At 65.7% G+C, this 24,534-nt stretch carries 23 protein-coding genes and 3 tRNA genes; 18 read left to right on the forward strand and 8 right to left on the reverse strand.

From position 1 onward, the window contains the following. Positions 1 to 22 precede the first annotated feature (22 nt). The gene (locus BLQ85_RS24625; protein ID WP_175456142.1) at positions 23 to 199 is read left to right on the forward strand and encodes a hypothetical protein; all 177 of its coding nucleotides are present in this window, start codon (positions 23 to 25) and stop codon (positions 197 to 199) included. Here BLQ85_RS24625 and thiL read toward each other — a convergent pair. The 5 genes from thiL to apaG all read right to left on the reverse strand — a co-directional run bounded on the left by thiL (position 187) and on the right by apaG (position 6,327). Beyond that, the gene (gene thiL, locus BLQ85_RS17905; RefSeq protein ID WP_074578921.1) at positions 187 to 1,173 is read right to left on the reverse strand and encodes a thiamine-phosphate kinase; all 987 of its coding nucleotides are present in this window, start codon (positions 1,171 to 1,173) and stop codon (positions 187 to 189) included. The two genes, BLQ85_RS24625 and thiL, sit on opposite strands and share 13 nt — an antisense overlap. 34 nt (positions 1,174 to 1,207) lie before the next feature. After that, a complete protein-coding gene (locus BLQ85_RS17910; RefSeq protein WP_074578851.1) occupies positions 1,208 to 2,347 on the reverse strand; it encodes a YbdK family carboxylate-amine ligase in 1,140 nt (379 codons plus the stop codon). Further along, on the reverse strand, positions 2,337 to 3,605 hold the full coding sequence (locus tag BLQ85_RS17915) for a cation:proton antiporter (protein WP_074578853.1): 1,269 nt from the start codon (positions 3,603 to 3,605) through the stop codon (positions 2,337 to 2,339). The genes BLQ85_RS17910 and BLQ85_RS17915 overlap by 11 nt, the downstream gene beginning before the upstream one ends. A 334-nt stretch (positions 3,606 to 3,939) precedes the next feature. Then, positions 3,940 to 5,904, reverse strand: coding sequence for a site-specific recombinase (locus tag BLQ85_RS17920; protein WP_074578855.1), 1,965 nt, complete (start codon positions 5,902 to 5,904; stop codon positions 3,940 to 3,942). 21 nt (positions 5,905 to 5,925) lie between these two features. Then, positions 5,926 to 6,327 carry a Co2+/Mg2+ efflux protein ApaG gene (gene apaG, locus BLQ85_RS17925; RefSeq protein ID WP_007874098.1) on the reverse strand — a complete coding sequence of 134 codons (402 nt, stop codon included), beginning with the start codon at positions 6,325 to 6,327 and terminating at the stop codon, positions 5,926 to 5,928. 114 nt (positions 6,328 to 6,441) lie between these two features. Between apaG and rpe the strand changes: the two genes are divergently transcribed. The 4 genes from rpe to BLQ85_RS17945 all read left to right on the forward strand — a co-directional run bounded on the left by rpe (position 6,442) and on the right by BLQ85_RS17945 (position 12,419). Then, positions 6,442 to 7,137 carry a ribulose-phosphate 3-epimerase gene (gene rpe / locus BLQ85_RS17930; RefSeq protein ID WP_074578857.1) on the forward strand — a complete coding sequence of 232 codons (696 nt, stop codon included), beginning with the start codon at positions 6,442 to 6,444 and terminating at the stop codon, positions 7,135 to 7,137. A gap of 90 nt (positions 7,138 to 7,227) precedes the next feature. Then, positions 7,228 to 8,955, forward strand: coding sequence for an adenylate/guanylate cyclase domain-containing protein (locus BLQ85_RS17935; protein ID WP_074578859.1), 1,728 nt, complete (start codon positions 7,228 to 7,230; stop codon positions 8,953 to 8,955). Positions 8,956 to 9,091: 136 nt separating this feature from the next. Next, positions 9,092 to 9,844, forward strand: a complete 753-nt coding sequence (locus BLQ85_RS17940; RefSeq protein ID WP_074578861.1) for a response regulator transcription factor — start codon at positions 9,092 to 9,094, stop codon at positions 9,842 to 9,844. Positions 9,845 to 9,905: 61 nt separating this feature from the next. Next, entirely contained in the window at positions 9,906 to 12,419 is a 2,514-nt protein-coding gene (locus BLQ85_RS17945) for a PAS domain S-box protein (protein WP_074578862.1), read from the forward strand. A 7-nt stretch (positions 12,420 to 12,426) separates the two neighbouring features. On the opposite strand, the gene BLQ85_RS17950 is transcribed toward BLQ85_RS17945, so the two are convergent. After that, positions 12,427 to 12,999 carry a hypothetical protein gene (locus BLQ85_RS17950; protein WP_074578865.1) on the reverse strand — a complete coding sequence of 191 codons (573 nt, stop codon included), beginning with the start codon at positions 12,997 to 12,999 and terminating at the stop codon, positions 12,427 to 12,429. A 130-nt stretch (positions 13,000 to 13,129) separates the two neighbouring features. On the opposite strand from BLQ85_RS17950, the gene gph reads away from it, so the two are divergent. Further along, entirely contained in the window at positions 13,130 to 13,822 is a 693-nt protein-coding gene (gph, locus tag BLQ85_RS17955; protein WP_074578922.1) for a phosphoglycolate phosphatase, read from the forward strand. A 63-nt stretch (positions 13,823 to 13,885) separates the two neighbouring features. On the opposite strand, the gene BLQ85_RS17960 is transcribed toward gph, so the two are convergent. After that, positions 13,886 to 14,467 (reverse strand): chalcone isomerase family protein, encoded by a 582-nt coding sequence (locus tag BLQ85_RS17960; RefSeq protein ID WP_074578867.1) that lies wholly within the window; start codon positions 14,465 to 14,467, stop codon positions 13,886 to 13,888. 446 nt (positions 14,468 to 14,913) lie between these two features. Between BLQ85_RS17960 and trpE the strand changes: the two genes are divergently transcribed. From trpE to BLQ85_RS18000, 8 genes are read left to right on the forward strand one after another with little or no spacing between them, the layout of a single operon-like run. Further along, entirely contained in the window at positions 14,914 to 16,413 is a 1,500-nt protein-coding gene (trpE, locus tag BLQ85_RS17965; protein ID WP_074578924.1) for an anthranilate synthase component I, read from the forward strand. After that, entirely contained in the window at positions 16,410 to 16,730 is a 321-nt protein-coding gene (locus BLQ85_RS17970) for a chorismate mutase (protein ID WP_074578869.1), read from the forward strand. The genes trpE and BLQ85_RS17970 overlap by 4 nt, the downstream gene beginning before the upstream one ends. A gap of 2 nt (positions 16,731 to 16,732) precedes the next feature. Further along, positions 16,733 to 17,314 (forward strand): aminodeoxychorismate/anthranilate synthase component II, encoded by a 582-nt coding sequence (locus BLQ85_RS17975; protein WP_074578871.1) that lies wholly within the window; start codon positions 16,733 to 16,735, stop codon positions 17,312 to 17,314. Further along, the gene (gene ltaE / locus BLQ85_RS17980; RefSeq protein WP_074578874.1) at positions 17,311 to 18,360 is read left to right on the forward strand and encodes a low-specificity L-threonine aldolase; all 1,050 of its coding nucleotides are present in this window, start codon (positions 17,311 to 17,313) and stop codon (positions 18,358 to 18,360) included. Before BLQ85_RS17975 ends, ltaE begins: the two co-directional genes overlap by 4 nt. Positions 18,361 to 18,369: 9 nt before the next feature. Beyond that, positions 18,370 to 19,020 (forward strand): LysE family translocator, encoded by a 651-nt coding sequence (locus tag BLQ85_RS17985; RefSeq protein ID WP_074578875.1) that lies wholly within the window; start codon positions 18,370 to 18,372, stop codon positions 19,018 to 19,020. Between the two features lie 39 nt (positions 19,021 to 19,059). Next, positions 19,060 to 20,103 carry an anthranilate phosphoribosyltransferase gene (gene trpD / locus BLQ85_RS17990; RefSeq protein WP_074578877.1) on the forward strand — a complete coding sequence of 348 codons (1,044 nt, stop codon included), beginning with the start codon at positions 19,060 to 19,062 and terminating at the stop codon, positions 20,101 to 20,103. A 5-nt stretch (positions 20,104 to 20,108) separates the two neighbouring features. Then, positions 20,109 to 20,915, forward strand: a complete 807-nt coding sequence (gene trpC, locus BLQ85_RS17995; protein ID WP_074578879.1) for an indole-3-glycerol phosphate synthase TrpC — start codon at positions 20,109 to 20,111, stop codon at positions 20,913 to 20,915. Between the two features lie 17 nt (positions 20,916 to 20,932). Beyond that, positions 20,933 to 21,637, forward strand: coding sequence for a uracil-DNA glycosylase (locus BLQ85_RS18000; RefSeq protein ID WP_074578881.1), 705 nt, complete (start codon positions 20,933 to 20,935; stop codon positions 21,635 to 21,637). A gap of 46 nt (positions 21,638 to 21,683) precedes the next feature. Here the strand turns inward: BLQ85_RS18000 and BLQ85_RS18005 are convergent, their stop codons facing one another. Further along, positions 21,684 to 22,787, reverse strand: coding sequence for a patatin-like phospholipase family protein (locus BLQ85_RS18005; RefSeq protein ID WP_074578883.1), 1,104 nt, complete (start codon positions 22,785 to 22,787; stop codon positions 21,684 to 21,686). A gap of 80 nt (positions 22,788 to 22,867) precedes the next feature. Here BLQ85_RS18005 and BLQ85_RS18010 point away from each other — a divergent pair. The 4 genes from BLQ85_RS18010 to tuf all read left to right on the forward strand — a co-directional run. After that, a tRNA-Tyr gene (locus BLQ85_RS18010) sits at positions 22,868 to 22,953 on the forward strand. A 100-nt stretch (positions 22,954 to 23,053) separates the two neighbouring features. Continuing rightward, positions 23,054 to 23,127, forward strand: a tRNA-Gly gene (locus tag BLQ85_RS18015). 96 nt (positions 23,128 to 23,223) lie between these two features. After that, positions 23,224 to 23,298, forward strand: a tRNA-Thr gene (locus tag BLQ85_RS18020). Between the two features lie 91 nt (positions 23,299 to 23,389). After that, positions 23,390 to 24,534: elongation factor Tu (gene tuf / locus BLQ85_RS18025; RefSeq protein WP_074578885.1), on the forward strand; the 1,145-nt coding region annotated here is incomplete at its 3' end.

The raw sequence follows: 24,534 nt of genomic DNA on the forward strand, positions 1-24,534 counted from the left end.
CCCCAACCGAAAGGACGCTCTCATGAACTCCCTCTACACCGCAGCCGAAGAACAGCGCCTGACCGCCGCCGCGATGGCCGAGGCCAGGCATTTGCGTGCCCTGGCACCGGCCCAATTCTGGTCGGTGCTGGGCCGCCTCGTGCGCGACCTGGTGCACCCAGTGCGCCCAGGCGCCGCCGTCCACCCTCAGGCGAAGTGATCGAAAGAAGCGTAGTGCCGCAGCAGCGGCGCGCCGGCCGCGTCGAGCAGGCGCAGGCCGGTGGCCGCGTCGATGCGGCCTATGCGGCTGACGGGTGTTTGCGCCTGCCTTGCCGCTGCCAGCACGGCGTCGCGGGCGGAGACCGGTGCGGTGAAGGCGAGCTCATAGTCGTCGCCGCCGGCCAGCGCGAACTCCAGCTGCTTTTCAGCGCCAATGCCGGTTCCGGGCCAATCGGGGTGGGCGCTAGCGGCCACCAGATGGGCCGCGAGCGCGGTTTCCAGTGTGGCCCCCGCGCTCGAGGCGCGCAGGATGTGCTGCAGGTCGCCAATCAGGCCGTCGCTCACGTCGATGGCCGCCGAAGCGATGCCGCGCAGCGCCTGGCCCAAAGCCACACGCGGTGTGGGTTGCTCCAGCCGGCGCCTGGCCTGGGCCAGCAAGCCGGGCTGCAAGGACACCGTGCCGCGCAGCGCGTCCAGCGCGAGCCGCGCGTCGCCCAGCGTGCCGCTGACATACAGGTCGTCACCGGCTTTTGCGCCCGAGCGCAGCAGCGCCTGGCTTTTGCCGTTCAGCACGGGCACTTCGCCGAACACGGTGATGCAGATATTGAGCGGCCCCTGCGTGGTGTCGCCGCCCACCAGCTCGCAGCCGTGCGCATCGGCCAGCGCCAGCAGGCCTTTCGAAAAAGCCGCCAGCCAGGCCTCGTCGACCCGCGGCAGTGCCAGCGCCAGCGTGAAGGCCAGGGGTTTGGCACCGCAGGCGGCCAGGTCGCTCAAGTTGACGGCCAGCGCCTTGTGGCCCAGCGTGAAAGGGTCCACGTCCGCGAAGAAATGCCGGCCCTCGACCAGCATGTCGCTGGAAATCGCCAGCTGCGTTCCGGGCGCGGGCTGCAGCAGCGCGCAATCGTCGCCCACGCCCAGCGCCGCGCGCGCGGCGGGGCGCGTGAAGTAGCGTGCGATCAGGTCAAATTCACCCATGGCGCAGAGCATACAGGCTGCGCCGGCAGGGGTTTCAGAAATTCTGCTGGTGCGTGAGGCCGCCGCGAAAACGTTCCGACGCCTGGCGTATGACTTCGGCCAGCAGGTGTTCCTCGCCCTGCCTTTCGCGCAGCCAGCGGGCATCGTTGTCGCCGCGCTCCACGCTGTTTCGCAGCAGGTGCAGCGAGGCGCCCGCGCCCATGGCGGTGGCATGGCGCTCGATCTGCGCCATGGTCAGCAGTATGTGCTCGCGCAGCGGCATGTGGCCGCCGGTGGCGGGGTCCACATAGACCGCGTCCAGGCCGAAGCGGCAGGCCTGGAAGCGGTTGTAGGTGTAGACCAGGTAGTCGTCCTCGGTGGGCACAAAGGGCTGCTCGTGCATGAACCAGGAGGCCAGCGACTGGACAAAACCCGCCAGCGCGGTGGCGCGCTCCACCGTGAGCGGCGTGTCGAACACGCGGATCTCGATGGTGCCGAACTCCGGCTTGGGCCGGATGTCCCAGTAAAAGTCCTTCATGCTCTTGACCACGCCGGTGCGCGTCATCTTGTCGAAGTACACGGTGAAGTCGTCCCAGGTCAGCGCGAAGGGGGCTCGGCCCGAGAGCGGAAAGGCGAACACCGAGTTGAGCCGGGCCGAGTCGAAGGCCGTGTCCTGGCCCTGCACATAGGGCGAGGAGGCCGACAGCGCGATGAAGTGCGGGATGTAGCGCGACATGCGGTGCAGCGTGAGCAGCGCGCTATCGGCGTCGGGGCAGCCCACGTGCACGTGCTGGCCGAAGATGGTGAACTGCTTGGAAAGATAGCCGTAGAGCTCGGACAGTTCGCGAAAGCGCGGCTTGTCGTAGATGCGGCGCTCATGCCACTGCTGGAAGGGATGGGTGCCGCCGCCGACCACGGCGATGTTGAGCTTGTCGGCGCTCTTGACCAGCGCGTCGCGGATCTGCGAAAGCTGGCCCAGCACCTCCGAGGCGTTGTGGCAGATCCCGGTCGAGACCTCAATCATGCTGGAGGTCATCTCGGGCACCACGGCGCCGGGCAGCGGGATTTTGGACATCAGGCGCAGCATGTCCTCGGCATAGGGCGCGAGATCGTAGTCATGCGTGTTCACCAGCTGCAGCTCAAGCTCCACGCCCAGCGACAGCGCGGCCGATTTGTGAAAAGGTTCAAGGCTCATGGACGGGTCCGGATGCGGGGCCGCGCGTGAGCGGCGCCCAGGGTTTGGAACTTTCGCCGGCGCGGTAAATGGCCACGGTGGCCAGCACCGCGCCCAGTACCTCCATCAGCAGGATGGCGGGCAGGGCCACGCTGGCGATCTGCCGGCCCAGGGCGCCCGAGGCCGTGGCGAACTGCGACACCAGCAGCAGCGCGACCGAGGACATCGGCGACATCGCGCAGCCCACCCACAGGGCTTGTTTCCAGCTGGCGCCGCTGCCCGCGTTGCCGATGGCAACACCGATGATCTTGGCCGCCATGCGCGCCAGCACCATGGCGATGACCAGGCCTGCCACCGGGCCGCTCCAGTCGGCCTGCGCCGCCACCACCGAGACCAGCACGAACATCAGCATGGTCAGCATGGCGGAGGCCGTGCCCATCTGCCGCGGCCACGACCAGGGGCGCGGGTTGAGCTGCTTGAGCAGCATGCCGCCCAGCAGCGCCGCTAGCGGTGCCGAGCCGCCGAAATGGGCCGCCAGCGCGGCGCCGGCGGCGATCAGGGCCAGCAGCAGGATGGCGGTGTTTTCGCTGGTGGGGCTCATCACGCGCAGCGCGGTGCGCAGCGTGAGGGCCAGCACCGCGCCCACCACCACCGACAGGCCCAGCACCACCAGCACCGGGTAGAGCGTGCTGAGCACGCTGGCCACACCCGATTCGGGGCGGTGCATCATGCCGGCGCGGGCGCTGCATAGCGTGAGCGCATAGAGCGTGCCCAACGTGGACAGCACCAGCGCGCGTTCGGTGACCGGGCCCGCCGCGCGCGTGTCTATGGCCACGCGCGACAGCACCGCCGGCGAAGCGGCCATGGCCAGCAGGGCCAGCGGTTCGGCCACGGCGACGCGCACGCTCATCGCGCCCAGGGCCCAGTACACGAGGATGAAGGTCAGCGCCGATTCGGCCAGGCTTTGCACCAGCACCATGGGGTTGTGGCGAAACCAGCGCAGCGGAATGCGCCCGCCGGCCTCGAACAGCACCACAGCCACGCCCAGTTCCAGCAGGAACAGCCCCGTGCCCTGCAGCGGCCAGACCGCGCCGGTGAACCCGGCCAGGCCGGCAACGCCGCCGACCAGCGAATAGCCGACCACCTTGGGCAGGCCGGTATAGCGGTTCAGCAAGTGGCCCGCGGCGGCGGCCACCGCGAGAAGGATGGACCACTGCACGGTCGGCAAGCCTGCCGAAGGTTTGATCCATTCGGCCCAGATGGCCAGGATGTCATTCATGGGGGATGGGTCTCCACTCTGATGGGAACTTCTGCAGACAGGCCCCTGAAGGCGGCATGTTGCGCGTTGGTCGGCCGGCCTTTACGGCCTGGGGCCCGGTGGGTTTGCGCGAAAGAAAACTTGTTGCATTAATTTACAGGCGCCTCCGGTGCGAGCCTGTAGGACAAGGCCGGAAATGCCACCCATGCTTGTTGGGTGAAGAGCCCAGCGGCGCAACCTAATGGAGGCATGTTCACCAGTGGGGGCCGCGGGACTGGCTTTGCCTGACCGCAGGCGCCCGCCCCCTGGGAGGGGGGGAACAGGCTACACGCAGTGAGCCTGGACGGGGGTGAGCTTATTCAGGCATGAAAAAGCTGCGCGGATGGCTGCGCCAGCGCGCCCAGATGGCGGCGCGAATGCGGGCGCGGTCCACATTGCTCACGTTGTGCGCCTGCAGGGCCAGGCGGAACGCGAGGTAAAAACTCACGCCGAGGTTGAGCGCGCCTATCAGCGGAATGGCCGCGACGCACCACCAGATGGTGGGGTGCTTGAAGGCTTCCAGGCCCAGCGAGGCGCCGGCCGCGGCCAGCTGGCCGGTGGACAGCGTGACGTGGCGCGCCTGGAGTTCCACGCCGAAGAAGCCGGTGAAGGCCGGGATCAGCCCCAGCATGAAACCCAGCGCGATGTTGGAGGCGAAGCCCGAGATGTTGTCGCGCATGAAGCTCGACCAGCGGGCCGCGCGCTCGCTGCCCAGCACGGCGGTGATGCGCGGGTTGTGGCGCATGGCCGAGTCCAGGCGGTGCAGCACGAACCAGTTTTCGGTCCAGCCCGCGATCATGCTGGCCGCGAACAGGATGCCGCCGGTAAAGCCCGCCCACATCAGCGTGGGGCCCAGCAAGGTCAGCGTGCCCAGTACATGCTCGGCCTCGGTGGGGCTGATCATGGGCCGGCCCAGCAGCAACAGCACCAGCGTGTTGACCAGCAGCACCGCGGGCACCACCATGAACACGTTGCCGAAGACCGCCGCCACCTGCGAGCGCACCAGGTGCGTGACCTCGTCGACAAAGGCTTCGATGGTGCTGGCGGCATCGGCCGAACCGAGGTCCTTGAGCTTGGCCGCCATGGCCGGCGCGGTCATGGCCGGCTGCTTGGTGGCCAGCGTGAAATGCAGCAGCTGGATCAGGATGAAGCTGGCGGCATACATGAGGCCGGACCAGAAGCCGCCCCAGAAGGCCGAAAGGCCCACCGCGACGATCATGAACTTGAGCAGCGTGGTGAGGGCCGTGACGGCGCCGCCGCCCATGGCCTTGCCCAGCATTTCACGGTATTCGCCGCGCGTGCGGGTGATGTAGGTCTCGCCGGTCTCGGCGCTGCGCTCGGCCACCTTGGCCGACAGCAGCGTGGAGTTGGCGCTGATCAGCGCGCTGATGCTTTTGCCCTCTTGCGCGGTGATGACGCGGCGCCCCAGCAGCTTGACGGCCGCCATGGCCGGCTTGGGCGAGACCAGGCTGTCGAGCAGTTCGCGCACGCGCAGCATGCGCTCGCGCAGCTGGCGCAGGCGAAACACCATGCCGACCGAAATGCCGTTTTCCTCCAGGTGCGTGTAGATGCTGTTGACAGCCTGGCGGCAGGCGTCCAGCCGCTCGCGGTATTGCGCGATCGCGGCCTGTAGCTGCGCCTCGTCCCGTTCGGGTTTGAAGAAGGCGTTGCGCAGCCCGTCGATGTCGGCCGGCAGCGCATGAAAGGCGCGCGCGTGCGGCGTGGCGCGGTTCATGCGCAGGCGCAGCTCGGGCGCGAAGCCGGTGGCGCGGATCTGCGCCGTGCAATAGGCCAGCGCGTCCATCAGGCTGTAATGCCAGTGCAGCGTGTCCATCTCGGGGCTGGCCGACAGCAGCTGGCTCAGCCGGGCGATTTGGGGCTCCTCGAGCGCGCCCATCCACTGCGCGTCAAAGCGGGTGGGCGCCACCAGGGGAAACAGCTCGGAGGCGTCGACGGTCTCGGGCGTGCCGGGCAGCCATTTGCGGCGCAGGCGCTCGGCCAGTTCACTGACGAAGGCCGTGCGCGGCGCGAAGCCGAAATCGGCCAGCAAGGTGGTGATGTCGACCGTCTGGATCAGCGTCTGCCACCAGGCCTGCAGGCGCGCGCGCAGCTCGGGCTGTATCTCGACGGCATCGATGAAGGCCTGCACCCGCGCCACCGCGGCCGGCACGGAAGTCTCATCGCCGCGTATCCATTCGAAGAGCTTGATCAGCCAGACGTGGCGCTGGGCCAGGCCGGCGTCCGGATCCAGCGCCTTGAGCAGGGATGCCAGGTCTTTCATCGGACGCTCAGGACCGGGGGATCAATGCAGGACGCGGCCGGGCGGGACGCTGCCGTTGCCGTTGTGCGCTTCCAGCACGAACATGGGAATAGGCGCCTCGAAGCGCTCGCCGTCCTCGGCGACGCAAAAATAGCTGCCGTGCATGGTGCCGCTGGGCGTGCGCAGGCGCGACCCGCTGGTGTACTGGAAAGACTCGCCCGGCTTGAGCAGCGGCTGGTGGCCGACTACGCCCAGGCCCTTGACCTCCTCGTTGTGCCCATTGGCGTCGCTGATGACCCAGTGGCGCGAGATCAGCTGGGCCGTCACTTCGCCGGTGTTGGTGACCGTGACGGTATAGGAAAACCCATAGACATGGTCTTCCGGCGCCGATTGCTCGGGCAGGTATTGGGGGACGACTTCGCAGGAAAACTGGTATTTGGGCATGGCTCTGGAACTGTTGGCGATCATGTTAACCGCCTGCCGTGGCTGTTGGCCCGGCGAAACAGCGGGCAACACCAAGGGCAGGCGGGGGCCGCGGCTTGCTGCGACAATCCTGCCATGCCTAAAAACCAGCCGCCCACCTACCGGATCGCCCCTTCCATCCTGTCCGCCGATTTCGCCCGCCTGGGCGAGGAGATCAAGGCCGTCATCGCCGCCGGCGCCGACTGGATCCACTTCGACGTGATGGACAACCACTATGTGCCCAACCTGACTTTCGGTCCCATGATTTGCCAGGCGCTCAAGCCGCACGCCAAAAAGGCCGACGGCACGCCGGTGCCGGTGGACGTGCACCTGATGGTGCAACCCGTCGACGCGCTGGCCGCGGCTTTTGCCGACGCCGGCGCCGACCTGATCAGCTTCCACCCCGAGGCCTCCGGCCATGTGCACCGCAGCGTGCAGGCCATCAAGGCCAAGGGTTGCAAGGCCGGGGTGGTGTTCAATCCGGCCACGCCGCTGGACGTGCTGGACTGGGTGATAGAGGACATCGACCTGATCCTGATCATGAGCGTTAATCCCGGCTTCGGCGGGCAAAGTTTCATCGATTCGGCGCTGCGCAAGATTGAGCAGGCACGCAAGCGCATAGAGGCCTCGGGCAAGGACATCCGCCTCGAAGTCGACGGCGGCATCAAGGCCGACAACATCGCGCGCGTGGCTGCTGCCGGCGCCGACACCTTTGTGGCCGGAAGCGCCATTTTTGGGAAACCCGACTACAAGGCGGTGATTGACGCCATGCGGGCGGAACTGGTGAAATAAGCCGGCGCGCGACAATGCGCATCCGCGCGCGCCAATCCCGGTAACCGGCCAGGCCGGAGGCCGGCCCCCCGTCACACATGGAGGAGCCGCATGACTGAAGCCGTAAGCGAGCAAAGCGGGCCGCGTCCCGCGCGCCGCGCCCGCGTCCTGGTGGTGGACGACACGGCGGACGTCCGGTTTTTCCTTGTCGCCCTGTTGCGGGACGACTATGAGGTGGAGGCCGCCGAGTCGGGCGAAGAGGGCCTGCAGGTGGCGCTGTCCGATCGGCGCCCCGAAATCATCCTGCTGGACGTGATGATGCCCGGCATGGACGGCTATGAGGTCATGCGACGGCTGGCGCGCGACCCGCGCACGGCCGATATTCCCGTCATCTTCCTCACGGCGCTGAGCAGCGTTGAAGAAGAGCAGTTCGGGCTGGACCTGGGTGCCACCGACTACATCACCAAGCCGATCAGCCCGCCCGTGCTGCTGGCGCGCGTGAGGCTGCACCTGGAGCGCAGCGCCAATGCCAAACGCCTGAAGACCCTGTCCGAGCAGCTGTCGCGCTACCTTGCGCCGCAGGTCTACCAGTCGCTGTTTGACGGCTCCCGCCAGGCCGAAATCCAGACCCAGCGCAAACGGCTTACGGTGTTTTTCTCGGACATCAAGAACTTCACGGCCTCCACGGCGCAGTGGCAGCCCGAGGAAGTTACGTTTTTGCTCAACAGTTACTTCGAGGAAATGTCGCAGATCGCCGCCGAGTACGGCGCGACCCTGGACAAGTTCATCGGCGACGCCATCGTCATCTTCTTTGGCGATCCCCACACCCTGGGCCCGCGCCAGGACGCGGTGCAGTGCGTCAGGATGGCCGTGGCCATGCAACAGCGCATGGCCGAACTGCGGCAGCGCTGGAAGGCCATGGGCATCCCCAAGGCTTTCGAAATACGCATAGGCATCAACTCGGGCTTTTGCGACGTCGGCAACTTCGGCAGCAACCTGCGCATGGACTACACCATCATCGGCCGGGAGGTGAACCTCGCCGCCCGGCTGGAGCAGGCCGCCGAGCCCGGCGGCATCCTGATTTCCAGGGACACCCATGATCTGGTTCAGGGCGACATCGAGGTCGAAGAACGCGAGCCGGTGATCGCCAAGGGGTTTTCCGAGCCCATCACGGTTTACGCGGTCCGCAAGACCCCGGCCCCGCCGGCCGTCGCGGCGGGAGTGATCCAGTGCGACCGGCCCGGCTTGCGCCTGGAGCTGGACCCGGGCCGCCTCACGCCCGCGCAGCGCGCGGACGCCGCCGCCGAGCTGCGCAGGGCGCTGGACAGCCTGGAGCCCGCGCTGCAGGCCGGTGGTGCGAGCGCCGCTGCGCCGGTGCCGGCCGCCGCGGCCGCCGCTGGCACGCAGGCCTCCCGCCTCGCCGCCGTGCAGGCGGCGGATGCGGCGGGCGCCGGCGACGAGACGCTGCCGGACAGCATTACCGGAATCAACCTGACGGTGGGACTGAGCCGGGCGATGAACATGAAAGGTTTTTACATTTCGATGCTGCGCCGCTTCATGGACGGCCGAGCGGACACGCCGGTACGCATACGCGAAGCGCTGGCGGCCGGCGACCTGAAGGCGGCGGAACTGCTGAGCCACTCGCTGCGCGGCGTCTCGGCGCAGATAGGCGCCACGCAACTGCCGCAGGACGCCGAGGCATTGGAGCAGGCGCTGCGCGACAACGCGCCGCGTGAGGGCATCGACGAGCTGCTGCTGCGCATGGAGGATTCGCTGGGCGAACTGATGGAGGCGCTGCGCTCGGCCTTGCCGCCGACCGATGCCGCGAAATCGCCATGAAGACCCGGGCCGTCCCGCTTGGTGTATCTTCTTGCTACGGGCGTACGCCATTCGGGCCGGCCCTGGACCCTTAGAATCATCAGGCAGGGCGCCCAGGCGCATGTCATGCCCCTTACCCACAGAGAGGAGCTACACCGTGCAGTACAACGACATCTACGCAGTTACGCCCAAAGGCCAGCAAGAGCTGCGCAGCGCCGCCACCACGATTTCACCGCCTGAAGTGGAGCTGCTGGTGCGCCTCGACGGCATCCTGTCCATGGCACAAATACGCCAGAGCGTGGGAGAAGCCGTCGGTGCGACGCTGGACAACACCTTGAAACTGTTGCTGGCCAAGGGGCTGGTGACGCAGGTCCCGCCGGACCCGTTCGCCGCCTCGCTGCAGTTCCAGCTGAGCCCGGCGGCGCTCACCGAGGCGGGTGCCGAAGCCGACCTCTGCGCGGCCACGCTCAAGAAGTCCAACTACTACGTCCGCATTGCCCGCAAGCGGGGCTCGCCGCGCCAGCGCGCGCCCGGCGAACGCCAGTCGGCCATCATCGTGGACGACGATGAGCACCTGGCCAAGTTCCTGAACCATTACCTGACCTTCGAGGGCTTCGACGTGCGGGTGGCGGGCTCGCGCGCCGAAGTGGTGGCCGAGTTCCGCAAGACGCCGATTCCCGACCTGGTGCTGCTGGACGTCATGCTGCCCGATGCCGACGGTTTTGACATCCTGCTGCGCATCCGCTCGCATCCCCAGCTCAAGGACATTCCCGTGATCATGCTCACGGCGAAGGCCACGCGCGAGGCGGTGCTCAAGGGCCTGGCCAGCGGTGCCGACGGCTACATCACCAAGCCCGTGGAGACCGAATCGCTGATCCAGGCGGTCCGCACCGTGCTGGGCTCGCAGTAGCGCGCGAGCATGGCCAGATGAGCCGCTTTTCTGGTCAACCAGGCCTGCCGGCTCAAGTGCCATGAGGCTGCCTTTTCGCGCCACCATCAACGTCGCGCTGGGCGCCGGGATGATCCTGATCATCCTGAGCATCGCGGCTTCCTATCTCACGATCAATTCGCTGATCAGCGGCACGCAAAGCGAAACCGAGGCCCGCGAAACGGTGCTGCTGCTGGAGCAGGTCGTCTCGGAGTTTCAGGCGGCGGAGTCTTCGCAGCGGCGTTACCTGCTGACCAATGTTGCCGGCGACCTTGCCGCCTACCAGCGGGCCCGCTCGCTGAGCCAGCAGGCGCTGCAGCGCGTGCATACGCAAGCCGGCACGGGCCAGGACTGGCGCGCCCTGGGCGAGGCCATGACGCGCCGCTTCGAACTCATGGAGCTGGCCATCGCCGCCCGTCAGCAAACCGGGCTGGACGCTGCGGCCGCCGTCGTCGGCAGCGCGCCCAACCGCCGGCTTCATGACGAGATAGAGGCGCTGGTGGCCCGCATCAAGGCGGCCGAAATTCAGGCGCTGGAGCACTCAAAAGAGGAAACGCGCCAGACCGCGCAGACCGTCAAGCAATTGATCCTGCTGGGCGGGCTGCTGTGCCTGAGCGTGTTCGGCTGGGCCATCCAGATGATCGTCAGGGCGCAGGAAAAGCGCCGCCGCGTCGAGGCCAGGCTTTCCGACAGCGAGGCCATGAGCCGGGCCGTGACCGAGAGCATGGCCGAAGGATTGGTGACGGCCACCCAGGAGGGCATCATCGTCAACGCCAACAGCGCCGCCCGCCATCTCTTCGGTTACCGGCTCGACGACCTGGTGGGCCGCGAAGTGACCATGCTGCTGCCCACGCGCTACCGCATGGGCTTTCAGGCCTTCTTCGCCAGCCTCGGCGGGCGCCAGCGCGGCTTTCGCGAATGGGACGTCAAGGTCCTGGGCCTGCGCCACGACGGCACCGAGTTCCCGGTGAACGCCTCTTTCGGTGACGTCAATGTCGGCGGCCGCCGGCTGTTCACCGCGATCATCCATGACATCACCGAAAGCAACCGCATCAGCGACGCCCTGCGCAGCAGCGAAGCCCAGCTGCGCGAGCTGACCGACGCCGTTCCGGCCTTGATCGCCTATGTCGACAGGGAGGAGCGCTTCCAGTTCCACAACCGGGCTTATGAAGAGGCCTTCGGCCTGCCGTCCGAACAGATACAGAACCGGACCCTGTTCGAGGTCATGGGGCCGCAGCTGTACGAGCAGGTCAAGGGCCATGTGCAGGAGGCGCTGGCGGGCTATTCGGTTCGCTACGAGTGCGTGCAGGTGACGCCCGGCGGCGAGCGGCGTGAATACGTCATGAGCCATTTCCCGCGCTACGGCGAGGGGGACGAGCAGGGCATGGTCGTTGGGTTTTCATCGCTGGGCAACGACGTGACCGAGCTCAAGCGCATAGACCGCATGAAGAGCGAATTCGTCTCCACCGTCAGCCATGAGCTGCGCACGCCGCTGACCTCGATACGCGGCTCGCTCGGGCTGGTCTGGGGCGGTGTGACGGGCGAGTTGCCGGCGCAGGCCAAAAACCTGGTGGGCATCGCCAAGAGCAACTGCGAGCGGCTGATCCGGCTTATCAACGACATCCTCGACAGCGAAAAAATCGAATCCGGCAAGATGAGTTTTGAGCTGAGGCCCATGGAGCTGGAGCCCCTGCTGGAGCAGGCCCTGGCCGCCAATGAAGGCTTCGCGGAGCAGCACGGCGTGACGCTGGCGCTGGGCAGGATGGAAGCGCCCGTGCAGGTCTGCGTCGACAGCGACCGGCTGATCCAGGTGGTGACCAACCTGCTGTCCAATGCCATCAAGTTCTCGCCGCCGGGAGGCGCCGTGCAGGTGTCGCTGCGCACGGACGCGGGGCGCGCGCGCGTGGAAATCACCGACAGCGGCCCCGGCATTCCGGATGAATTCCGCCAGCGCATCTTCCAGAAGTTTTCCCAGGCTGACTCCTCCGACACGCGGCAAAAAGGCGGAACCGGCCTGGGCCTGAGCATCTCCAAGGCCATCATCGAGCGCATGGACGGAAGCATAGGCTTCACCACGGAAAGCCGGGTGGGCACGACCTTCTTCTTCGAGCTGCCCGTGTGGCGGGAAGCGCCGCCGGTCACGGCGCCCATGGGGCTTGACGGCGTGACGCGCCCGCGCGTGCTGGTGTACGAAGACGATCCCGACGTGGCCCAGCTCATCGGCATGATGCTGGACAACGGCGGTTATGCCGTGGACATGGCGCACACCCACGAGCAGGCGCGTGACCACCTCAAGATGGAGTCCTACGCGGCGATGACGGTGGACGTCAGGCAACCTTATGAGAGCGGGTTCTCGCTGATACGCGAGTTGCGGGCGAACAAGCGCACCGCGCGCCTGCCGGTGCTGGTGTTGTCCGTCACCGCTGCGGAAGCACGGCAGCAGGCGGGCAGCCACACGCTGGGGGTCTCGGGCTGGCTGGAAAAGCCCCTCGACGAGCAGCGCCTGCTGGGCAGCCTGGACCGTGCGATCCAGGCCAGGCGCCGCGCCGCCTCCTGAGCGCCATTCAGGGGTACAGCATTTCCTTGTTGATGCTGATGCAGCCGCCCGGCATGCGGATCAGGTACACATGGTGGGTGGGCGAATACGGCAGCACGCTGATATTGCGGCCTATCACGTTGAGCGGCTGCGCATAGCGGAAATCCTGCTGGGCGACGTCCTGGCAGGACTTGTTCCAGGTGCTGACGGTGTCGTAGCCGACATCGCAGCCGCCCATCAGGCCGGGACTGAAAAACGCGCTGACAAAGGTGGTCCCCGCAGGCCCGGTTTTTTCAATCGAAGCCGAGAAGGCCGAAGCGGCCGGCGCCACGCGGTTGGCCATCAGCATCACGGCGTAGCCACCCTCCGGCCCGGTGAGCACCGGTCCCAGCGTGCGCAGGGCCTTGGAGCAGCTGGTGATTCCGGCGCCTGTCGCCAGCCGTTCAAAAGTGTTGGCGCCGGGCGGCACCACGGCGAGCGGCGGTGTTGCCGGCTGCGTCATTGTGGGCCCCGGCATCGCCGCGGCAAGCAATGCGGCACAGGCCGCGGCCAGCCGCCGCAGCGCCTTGTTGCGGCATCGGTCTTGAGAAAAAGCATTCATGGCATTCCCGGAAGGTCGGTGGCGGCAATTGGAAAAAGTGCAGGCCTAGCGTAGCGCAGAAAGCCGGCGCCAGGGAGCGGGTTCTGGCATGATCGCCGCTCCGCTTGCCACCTTTTACCGGCTGTTTTGCATGAATCCCACTGTTCTGACGCTCACCCATTTCGACGCCGCCATGGTGGACCTGGACGGCACGCTGGTGGACACCCTGGGAGACTTCGTGGCCGCCGTGAACGCCATGCTGGCCGAGCTGCGCAAGCCGGGCCAGGCATCGCAAACGCTGGATGCGGCGACCGTGGGCCGCATGGTCGGCAAGGGCTCGGAGAATCTCGTGAAGGCGGTGCTGGCGTATGCCGGGGCGGAGATGCCGGACCGCTATGCCGAAGCCATGGCGAGCTACCAGCGGCATTACGCCGCCATCAACGGCTTGCACTCGGCTGTGTATCCTGGAGGGCTGGAAGGCTTGCGCGCTCTGCAGCAGGCCGGGCTCAAACTGGCCTGCCTGACCAACAAGCCGCTGGCCATGGCGCGCCAGCTGCTCAGGCTCAAGGGCCTGGACGGTTTTTTCAGCGAAGTCTTTGGCGGCGACTCCTTCGCGCGCAAAAAGCCCGATCCTCTTCCCCTGCTCAAGACCTGCGAGGCGCTGGGTAGCGCGCCCGCGCGCACCCTGATGATCGGCGACTCCAGCAATGACGCGTTGGCCGCGCGGGCGGCGGGTTGCCCGGTGCTGCTGGTGACCTACGGCTACAACCACGGCGAGCCGGTGCGCGAGGTCGATGCCGACGGCTTTGTCGATTCGCTGGCCGAACTGCGTTTCCAGAAATAACAATGAGGCGGTAAAAACGGCAACGGGGCTTGTGCCCCGTTGATCGTGTGAAAGCCGCGGGCCTTATTTACCCAGCAGCGCGTCCTTGAGTTTCCAGTCGGCGGGCTGCGGGCCCAGCCAGATGCGCACCAGGGCGTTGAAAAACTCGGCTTCCTTGAAGGGCTCGCCTTGTGGTTTGCCTTTGACGGAAATCACGGTGCCGGTGCCGGGAATCCAGTCGATGGTGAAGCCTTCGCCGGCCACCAGCTTCTTCTGGTCGGCGAAAAGCTGGCCCATCCTGATCAGGCCGGGAATCAGCTTGGACATTTCCGCCTTGGGCGCGTTTTCGGTGAAGGCGGTGGTAAAGCTCTTGCCGAGTTCGTTGGAGTCGATCTCGCGCAGCAGGGTGATGCTGATGCGCTTGGGGCCGGCCATGGTGTAGACCTCTTCGGGGGTGGCGGCCTTCTTGGGCAGGTACATGCCGGCCACGTAGACTTTGAACACGGCCTTGTAGCGGATGCCCGCGCCATTGAGCTGGAGCTTGGTGCCGTGAAGCTCCACCGGATCGTCGAGTTTGACGCCCGCTACCTCCATGGGTGCGGCAAGAATGCCGAATGAGAGCAACAGGCTGGTCAGGCCCGCGATGCATCGCGCTGTCAAAGTCATGGGCTGTCTCCAAAGAATGATTGAAATAGAACGAGCGTTCTTTTTTTTATTTCTCCATTCTCGAGTTTCGGGGCCCTCCCTCACAAGAGGGTTTGCGAGATAAGCATTAGTACTAGTTTGTCCGGGCCATGCTGGCCTGGCGCGGGCCGGTCCCGGTCTTTGCTACACTTTGCCCTACATGTTCATTCATCGCATCATTCAAACAGGTTGTGGCGACCGGGGAGCCTGGCCCTGGCGTACCTGTCATTTCTCGCACGCCTGAGGCGCATGCGGGCCGGCGCGTTACCACGCTGCCATCGGTCCGCGCAACTGCCGCAGGTTCTGCGGCACCCCCCTTTCCCATCGATGCCCTCCCGAGAGGTGCATCCCGGCCCCGGTCTTCGGGGCGTTTTGAATGACCGGCGGCAGCGCCTCTTTGCGCTTTGCCCCCCAGCGAAGGATTTACCGTGATCACTGAACTCGAATTTAAAAGCCTGGCCGGCCAGGGCTACAACCGCATTCCCTTGATGGCGGAGGCGTTTGCCGACCTTGAGACGCCGCTGTCCCTTTACCTCAAACTCGCGCACTCCAAGGACGGCGGCAAATTCAGCTTCCTGCTGGAGTCCGTCGTCGGCGGCGAGCGCTTCGGCCGCTACAGCTTTATCGGCCTGCCGGCCCGCACGCTGGTGCGCGCCTCGGGTTTTGGCGCCGACCGGGTCACCGAGGTGGTGACGGACGGCCGCGTCGTGGAAACCTCGGCGGCCAACCCGCTGGATTTCATCGCCGACTACCAAAAGCGCTTCAAGGTCGCGCTGCGGCCGGGCCTGCCGCGGTTTTGCGGCGGCCTGGCCGGTTATTTCGGCTATGACGCGGTGCGCCACATCGAGAAAAAACTCGAAGCCAGCTGTCCGCCCGATACCCTGGGCTGCCCCGACATCCTGCTGCTGCAATGCGAAGAACTGGCGGTGATCGACAACCTCTCGGGCAAGCTCTACCTGATCGTCTATGCCGACCCGGCCCAGCCAGAGGCCTATGCCAACGCCAAGAAGCGCTTGCGCGAGCTCAGGGAAAAACTCAAGTACTCGGTCAGCGCCCCGGTGGTCAAACCCTCGCAAAACTACCCGGCCGAGCGCGACTTCGCCAAGGCCGACTACATCGCCGCCGTGGAGAAGGCCAAGCGCCTGATCGAAGCCGGTGACTTCATGCAGGTGCAGGTCGGCCAGCGCATCAAGAAGCGCTACACCGAGTCGCCGCTGAGCCTGTACCGCGCGCTGCGCTCGCTCAATCCCTCGCCCTATATGTATTACTACCATTTCGGGGACTTCCACGTGGTGGGGGCATCCCCCGAAATTCTGGTGCGCCAGGAGCAGGTCAGCGAAGGGCAGAAGATCACCATCAGGCCCCTGGCCGGCACCCGCCCGCGCGCCTCCTCGCCCGAAGCCGACAAGGCCGTCGAACAGGAACTGGTTAACGACCCCAAGGAGCGCGCCGAGCACGTCATGCTGATTGACCTGGCGCGCAACGACATAGGCCGTATCGCCAAGACCGGCACGGTGAAGGTCACCGAGGCCTTCGCGGTCGAGCGCTACAGCCACGTGATGCACATCGTGAGCAACGTCGAGGGCGTGCTGCTGGATGGGATGACCAGCATGGACGTGCTCAAGGCCACTTTCCCGGCCGGCACGCTGACCGGCGCGCCCAAGGTCCATGCCATGGAAATCATCGACCAGCTCGAACCCACCAAGCGCGGCCTCTACGGCGGTGCCTGCGGCTACCTCAGCTATGCCGGCGACATGGACGTGGCGATTGCCATACGCACCGGCATCATCAAGGACCAGACGCTGTACGTGCAGGCGGCAGCCGGCGTGGTGGCCGACTCGGTGCCCGAGCTCGAATGGAAAGAGACCGAAGCCAAGGCGCGCGCGCTGCTGCGGGCGTCCGAACTTGTCGAGGAGGGCCTGGAATGAGCACGACCGTCCGCCCAACCGTGGAGCACTGCCACACCATGGCCGACGTGCGCCGCAACATCGACGCGCTTGACGACCGCATCGTGGCGCTGGTCGCCGAGCGCAGCGCTTACGTCGCGCAGGCCGCGCGCATCAAACAAAGCGCCGGCGAGATCGTCGACAACGCGCGCATCGAATTCATCGTGGACCGCGTGCGTGCCCAGGCCCGCGCGGCCGGCGCCCCCGAGGCCGTCCTGGAAGCGGCCTACCGCGCCATGATCGCCGCATCCATTGACTTTGAGCGCGGCGAATTCCAACGCCTGCGCCAGGAGGCCTGAACATGAAGCGCAGCAAACTCTTGATGATCGACAACTACGACAGCTTTACCTACAACATCGTCCAGTACTTCGGTGAACTGGGCGCCGAGGTCGAGGTGTTTCGCAATGACGAAATCAGCGTGGCGGACATCGCCGCCCGCGCGCCCGACCTGCTGGTGGTCTCGCCCGGGCCGTGCTCGCCGGCCGAGGCCGGCATCTCGGTCGCGGCGATCCAGCATTTCGCCGGCAAGCTGCCCATCCTGGGCGTGTGCCTGGGCCACCAGAGCATAGGCGCGGCCTTCGGCGGGAACATCATCCGCGCGCAGCAGCTCATGCACGGCAAGACCAGCGTGATCACCACCACACAAGAAGGCGTGTTCGCCAATCTGCCCGAGCAATTCGTCGTCAACCGCTACCACTCGCTGGCGATTGAAAAATCGTCCTGCCCCAAGGCCCTGGCCGTCACGGCCTGGACGGACGACGGCGAGATCATGGGCGTGCGCCACAAGGAGCTGCCCATCCAGGGCGTGCAGTTCCATCCTGAATCGATACTGACCGAGCACGGCCACGCCATGCTGAAAAACTTCCTGGAGCAAAGCGCATGAGCCAGGCTTTTGTGGATTTACGCAGCGACACCGTCACCCGGCCGACCGCCGCCATGCGCGAGGCCATGCGGGCCGCGCCGCTGGGCGACGACGTGTTTGGCGACGATCCCGCCGTCAATGGGCTGCAGGAAAAAATCGCCGGCTTGCTGGGCTTTGAGGCCGCGCTGTTTGTGCCCACCGGCACGCAGAGCAACCTCTGCGCCATCCTGAGCCACTGCCAGCGCGGCGACGAGTACATCGTCGGCCAGATGGCGCATTGCTACCGCTGGGAAGGCGGCGGTGCGGCGGTGTTCGGCAGCGTGCAGCCGCAGCCGCTGAACCACCATAGCGACGGCACGCTGGCCCTGTCCGAGATCGAGGCATCCATCAAACCCGACGACGCGCATTTCGCGCGCACACGGCTGCTGGCGCTGGAAAACACCCTGGGCGGCAAGCTGCTGCCTTTTGACTATGTGCAGCAGGCCACCGCGCTCGCGAAAAAACACGGCCTGGGCCGCCACCTGGACGGTGCGCGGCTGTTCAATGCCGCCGTCGCGCAGGCCGCGCAAACAGGCGGTAGCGCGCTGGCTGAGGCCAAACGCATCGCGGGATGCTTTGACAGCGTCTCTGTCTGCTTCAGCAAGGGCCTGGGCGCGCCTGTCGGTTCGGCGCTGTGCGGTTCGCGCGAGTTCATCTTGCGGGCGCACCGCATCCGCAAGATGGCGGGCGGCGGCATGCGCCAGGCCGGCATGCTGGCGGCCGCGGCTTCGCATGCGCTGGACCACCACGTGGGGCGCCTCGCCCAGGACCATGCGCTGGCCAGGCGACTGGCCGATGGCCTGGCCGGCATCGAGGGCCTGCAAGTCGAAACGCCGCAGACCAACATCGTATTTGTCGATCTGACGGGCGCGGCGCGCGAGCAGTCCGCTGCCCTGCTCAAGCACCTGGCCGGCAGAGGCATACGGGCCACGGGCCTGTACCGCCTGCGTTTTGTCACCCACCTGGATGTGGATGCCGACGGCGTGGACCGCGCGGTGGCCGCCATCCGGGAATTTTTCCGTCGCTAAGGAGCCGCCATGCCTGATTTCCAACACCTGTTGCTGTTTATCGCGGCCGGCTGGCTGCTCAACCTGACGCCGGGCCCCGACGTGCTTTACATCGTGACCCATTCGCTGCGCTCGGGCGCGCGCGCCGGCATCGTGGCCGGCCTGGGCATCACGGCGGGCTGCTTTGTCCACATCTTCGCGGCCGCCGTGGGTGTGGGCGCTTTGCTGGCCACTTCGGCCCTGGCCTTTACCGTGCTCAAGTGGATAGGCGCGGCCTACCTGCTGTGGATAGGCGCGAAGATCCTGCTGTCCAGGGCGCCGCAGGCCACGACCGACCTTGCCGCGGTCGCCGCCGCCGAAGCGCCCAAGCCCCTCAAGGCGATTTTTATGGGCGGCTTCTGGACCAATGTGCTCAATCCCAAGGTGGCGATTTTTTTCCTGGCCTTTGTGCCGCAGTTCATCGCACCGGGCACCGAAAACAAGGCGCTGGCCTTTGTGCTGCTGGGCGTGCTGTTCAACCTGAACGCCATCCCGGTCAATTCGGGCTGGGCCGTGGCGGCTGCCTGGATGGCCAGGCGCGACGCCGTGCAGCGCGGCATGCACTGGCTGGACCGCGCGGCCGGCGCCATGTTCATCGCGTTTGGCCTCAAGCTCGCCTTTACCGATAATCCCGCGAACTGAACCTTCCTCCAGCCCCGGAACAAACAAGCGAGACAAGCCATGCCCCATACCCACAAAATCACCCCGCAGGAAGCGCTGCAGCGCACCATAGAACACCGCGAGATCTTCCACGACGAGATGCTGCACATCATGCGGCTCATCATGAGCGGCGAGATGTCGCCCGTGATGATGGCCGCGCTGATCACCGGCCTGCGCGTCAAGAAAGAGACCATAGGTGAGATCACCGCCGCCGCGCAGGTGATGCGCGAGTTCTCCACCAAGGTCCACGTGGCCGACAAGACCCACCTGGTCGATATCGTCGGCACTGGCGGCGACGGCTCGCACACCTTCAATATTTCCACCTGCTCCATGTTTGTGGCGGCGGCGGCCGGCGCCAAGGTCAGCAAGCATGGCGGGCGCAGCGTCAGCAGCAAATCGGGCAGCGCCGACGTGATCGAATCGCTGGGCATCCATATCGGCCTGAAGCCCGAGGCGATCGCCAAATGCATAGAACAGGTCGGCGTGGGTTTTATGTTCGCGCCCAACCACCATCCGGCGATGAAAAACGTCGCCCCCATCCGCAAGGAACTGGGCGTGCGCACCATCTTCAACATCCTGGGCCCGCTGACCAACCCGGCCGGTGCGCCCAACATCCTCATGGGCGTGTTCCATTCCGACCTGGTGGGCATCCAGGTGCGCGCCCTGCAGCGCCTGGGCGCCGAGCATGCGGTGGTGGTCTACGGCAAGGACGGCATGGATGAGGTCAGCCTGGGCGCGGCCACCGTGGTCGGTGAACTCAAGAACGGCGAAATCACCGAATACGAAATCCATCCTGAAGACTTCGACATGCCCATGGCCAGCAACCGCGCGCTGCGCGTGGAAACGCCCGAGCAGTCCAAGGCCATGCTGCTGGGCGTGCTGGACAACCAGCCCGGCGCGGCGCGCGACATCGTGATCCTCAATGCCGGCGCGGCGCTGTACGCCGCCAATGTGGCCGACTCCATGAAGGCCGGCATAGGCCTGGCCCGTGAAGCGCTGGCCTCGGGCGCGGCCAAGGCGCGCCTGCAGCAGCTGGTTTCCACCACCCAACAACTTGCGGCCTGAACACCATGTCCGACATCCTCGACAAAATCATCGCCGTCAAGCGCCAGGAAATCGCCGAGGCGATTCGCAAGAAACCCTTGGCCGTGATGCGTGAAGACGCCGAATCGCGCGTGCTGACGCGCGACTTCGTGGGCGCGCTGCGCGCCAAGATCGCGGCGGGCCAGCCCGCGGTGATCGCCGAAGTCAAAAAAGCCAGCCCGTCCAAGGGCGTGCTGCGCGCCGACTTCATCCCGGCCGACATCGCGCAAAGTTATGCCGAAGGCGACGGCACGCTCAGCGCGGCCTGCCTCTCGGTGCTGACTGACAAACAATTCTTCCAGGGCAGCGTCGACTACCTCAAGCAGGCCAGGGCCTCGTGCAGCCTGCCGGTGCTGCGCAAGGACTTCATGGTCGACCCTTACCAGGTCTATGAGGCGCGGGTCATGGGCGCCGACTGCATCCTGCTGATCGCCGCCTGCCTGGACGACGCGCAGATGAAGTCGCTGGAGGCACTGGCCATGTCGCTGGACATGGCGGTGCTGGTCGAGGTGCACGACAAGGCTGAGCTGGAGCGCGCGCTCCAGCTCAAAACGCCGCTGGTCGGCATCAACAACCGCAACCTCAAGACTTTCGAGGTTTCGCTGGACGCCACCTTGGGCATGCTGGGCCAGGTACCGGCCGACCGCCTGCTGGTCACCGAATCCGGCATCACCACGCCGGCCGACGTGAAGCGCATGCGGGACGCCGGCGTCAATGCCTTCCTGGTCGGCGAGGCCTTTATGCGCGCCGACGAGCCGGGCTTGGCGCTGGCCCAGCTGTTTGGCGGCCAGTAAACCTGGAGGCGGTGCAGATGAACCCTCCGGACCAGCTGCTGAGCGCGGACCCCGCGGATTGGCCGGTGGCGCCCGGCTGGCGCCCCGCGACCGAGGCCTTTTTTGCTTCCCCCACGGGCCGCAAGCTGCTGGATTTCCTGCAAGGGCGGCTCGCGCAAGGCGCGGTGATCTTTCCACCCCAGCCGCTGCGCGCGCTGGAACTCACGCCGCCCGAAGAGGTGCGCGTCGTGATCCTGGGCCAGGACCCCTACCACGGCCGGGGCCAGGCCGAGGGCTTGGCCTTCTCGGTCGCGCCCGGCGTGGCCTTGCCGCCTTCGCTGCGCAACATCTTCAAGGAGCTTCAGCGTGACCTGGGCACGCCGCCGCCCAAGTTCCCGGCGCCCGGCGGCAGCCTGGTGAAATGGGCCACGCACGGCGTGCTGCTGCTCAACACCTGCCTCACGGTCGAAGAAGCCCAGCCGGCCAGCCATTCAGGCAAAGGCTGGGAAGTGCTGACCGACACGCTGATCCGCCAGGTCGCCGACGGCGACCACCCGGTGGTCTTCATGCTGTGGGGCTCCCATGCCCAGAGCAAGCGGGCCCTGATTGACGCCAAGCGCCACAAGGTGCTGGTGGCCAACCACCCTTCACCGCTGTCGGCCCTGCGGCCGCCCCTACCTTTCATCGGTTGCGGGCATTTCTCGCAGGCCAGGGAATGGCGCGATGCGCACCCGAAACCCTAGTGTTTCGGCGCTAAGCACTAATTAATAAGGACTGTGGGCCGTCCCGCTAGAACTCCTGCGGGAGGCTGCCGACATAGTCGCGCCGGATATTGACCGTGCTTTGCTGGCCCAGCGCTTCAAAGTGGCGGCGCAGCCAGCGTTTGGCCGCGCCCTGGCCCATTTCAAAGAGTTTTTCGATCATGGCGCCGTCGGCCGACATCTTGCTCGACGAGGGCAGGTTCTCCAGGGCCTCGCCGCCGTCGATGCGGTGCAGCAGCAGGCTTTTGTACTTCACGCCTTCCTGCAGGCGCCCGTCGGCCAGCAGGCGGTTGATGAAATCGATGGTACGCATCTGGGACAGCAGGCTGGCGTTAAAGGTCAGCTCGTTCACCCGGTCCATGATGTCGTGCGGCGTGTGGGGCACCTCGGGCCGCCGCAGCGGGTTGATCTGCACCACGATGATGTCGCGGCTGCTGCATTCGCTGATCAGGGGCAGCAGGGAAGGATTGCTGGAAAATCCGCCGTCCCAGTAGGACTGGCCGTCAATTTCCACCGCCTGGAACAGCGTGGGCAGGCAGGTGGAGGCCATCACCGCCTGCAATGTCAGGCGTTTGCCCGAAAAGATTTCGGCCTGGCCCGTGTTCACATGGGTCGCGGACACAAAAGCCTTGGGCAGCTGCAAGGCGGCGACGGCGGGAAAATCGATTTCCGCCTGCAGCAGCTTGCGCAGGGGGTTGATGTCCAGCGGATTGGACTGGTAGGGCGAGAGCCATTGGCTCATGGCATTGTTAAAAAAGTTAGTACCCACTTTGTCGGAGGGCCAGCCACCCAGCAGCATCTTGCTGATGCCATCGGCCATGGAGCCCAGGCTGCCCATGGCGGCCACGCCTTGCCAGATCCGGGCCAGCGAGGCGCGGGCGGCCTCCCGGGGATTGGGCGTTCCACTGTTTTTGTGCGCGGCAACCGCAAATCCGTGCGCCAGTGCCACGGCATTGACCGCGCCCGCGCTGGCGCCGCTAATGCCGTCGAACTGGATGCGCTCGTCCTGCAGCAGGGCGTCCAGGACGCCCCAGGTGAAGGCGCCGTGGGAGCCGCCGCCCTGCAAGGCCAGGTTGACCCGGCGCTGGGAGGAGGGGTCGGGCGGCGAGGGGATTGGGGGCGGGGTGCTCATGAGGTATTTTTAATGCTTTTTGCGATACCCGGGGATTCCGTCCGACATAAAACCGTGGCATAATCCGAGGTTCGCTTGAAGGATGGGTGCCCGAGTGGCTAAAGGGGGCAGACTGTAAATCTGTTGGCTAACGCCTACGCTGGTTCGAATCCAGCCTCATCCACCAGATTTTTGTTGATTTTTGGCAAGCGGACAGTGCAAGGCAGTCGCGAAAAGCGGCTTTTGGGCTGTGAGTGGTTTGATGTGAGTTGAATTGGCAGAGCTGCGCGGGAGTAGTTCAATGGTAGAACCCTAGCCTTCCAAGCTAATGACGCGGGTTCGATTCCCGTCTCCCGCTCCACAAAGCCGCGGTTTTGTGGTGTTTGCGGGCTCTGTTGGTTGGTCTTGCGTTGGATTGCGGTGGGATTGAAGTCGTTTGACTTTTTGAAGAATTTAAGCCCTTTTGGCTCAGTGGTAGAGCACTCCCTTGGTAAGGGAGAGGTCGCGGGTCCGATTCCCGCAAAGGGCACCAATTTTGAGCCGGCGCAGCATGCAAGGTGCTGCGACCGGCGGTAGTGATTCACTGGTTTTGTAACTCTTTATAAATTTCTGGAGTTGAAAAAATGGCAAAAGGCAAATTTGAGCGGACCAAGCCGCACGTCAACGTAGGCACGATTGGCCACGTGGACCATGGCAAGACGACGCTGACGGCGGCGATCACGACCGTTCTGGCATCGAAGTTCGGCGGCGAAGCCAAGGGTTACGACCAAATTGACGCGGCACCGGAAGAAAAAGCGCGCGGCATCACGATCAACACCGCCCACGTCGAGTACGAAACGGCGAATCGCCACTACGCCCACGTGGACTGCCCAGGCCACGCCGACTATGTGAAAAACATGATCACCGGCGCCGCCCAGATGGACGGCGCGATCCTGGTGTGCTCGGCCGCTGACGGCCCCATGCCCCAGACCCGCGAGCACATCCTGCTGGCCCGCCAGGTGGGCGTGCCTTACATCATCGTGTTCCTGAACAAGTGCGACATGGTTGACGACGCCGAACTGCTCGAGCTCGTCGAAATGGAAGTGCGCGAACTGCTGGACAAGTACGACTTCCCCGGCGACAAGACCCCCATCATCCACGGCTCGGCCAAGCTGGCCATGGAAGGCGACAAGGGCGAGCTCGGCGAAGGCGCGATCTTCAAGCTCGCTGAAGCCCTGGACACCTACATTCCCCTGCCAGAGCGCGCTGTTGACGGCGCCTTCCTGATGCCCGTGGAAGACGTGTTCTCCATCTCCGGCCGCGGCACCGTCGTGACCGGCCGTGTCGAGCGCGGTGTGATCAAGGTCGGCGAGGAAATCGAGATCGTCGGTATCAAGGACACGCAAAAGACCACCTGCACCGGCGTGGAAATGTTCCGCAAGCTGCTGGACCAGGGTCAGGCCGGCGACAACGTCGGTATCCTGCTGCGCGGCACCAAGCGTGAAGACGTCGAGCGCGGCCAGGTGCTGTGCAAGCCCGGCTCCATCAAGCCGCACACGCACTTCACCGGCGAGATCTACGTTCTGAGCAAGGACGAGGGCGGCCGCCACACGCCTTTCTTCAACAACTACCGTCCCCAGTTCTACTTCCGCACGACGGACGTGACCGGCGCGATCGAGTTGCCAGAAGGCAAGGAAATGGTCATGCCAGGCGACAACGTGTCGATCACCGTCAAGCTGATCAACCCGATCGCCATGGAAGAAGGCCTGCGCTTCGCCATCCGTGAAGG

It is taken from the genome of Polaromonas sp. JS666, from assembly GCF_900103405.1.
Taxonomy (GTDB): domain Bacteria; phylum Pseudomonadota; class Gammaproteobacteria; order Burkholderiales; family Burkholderiaceae_C; genus Polaromonas.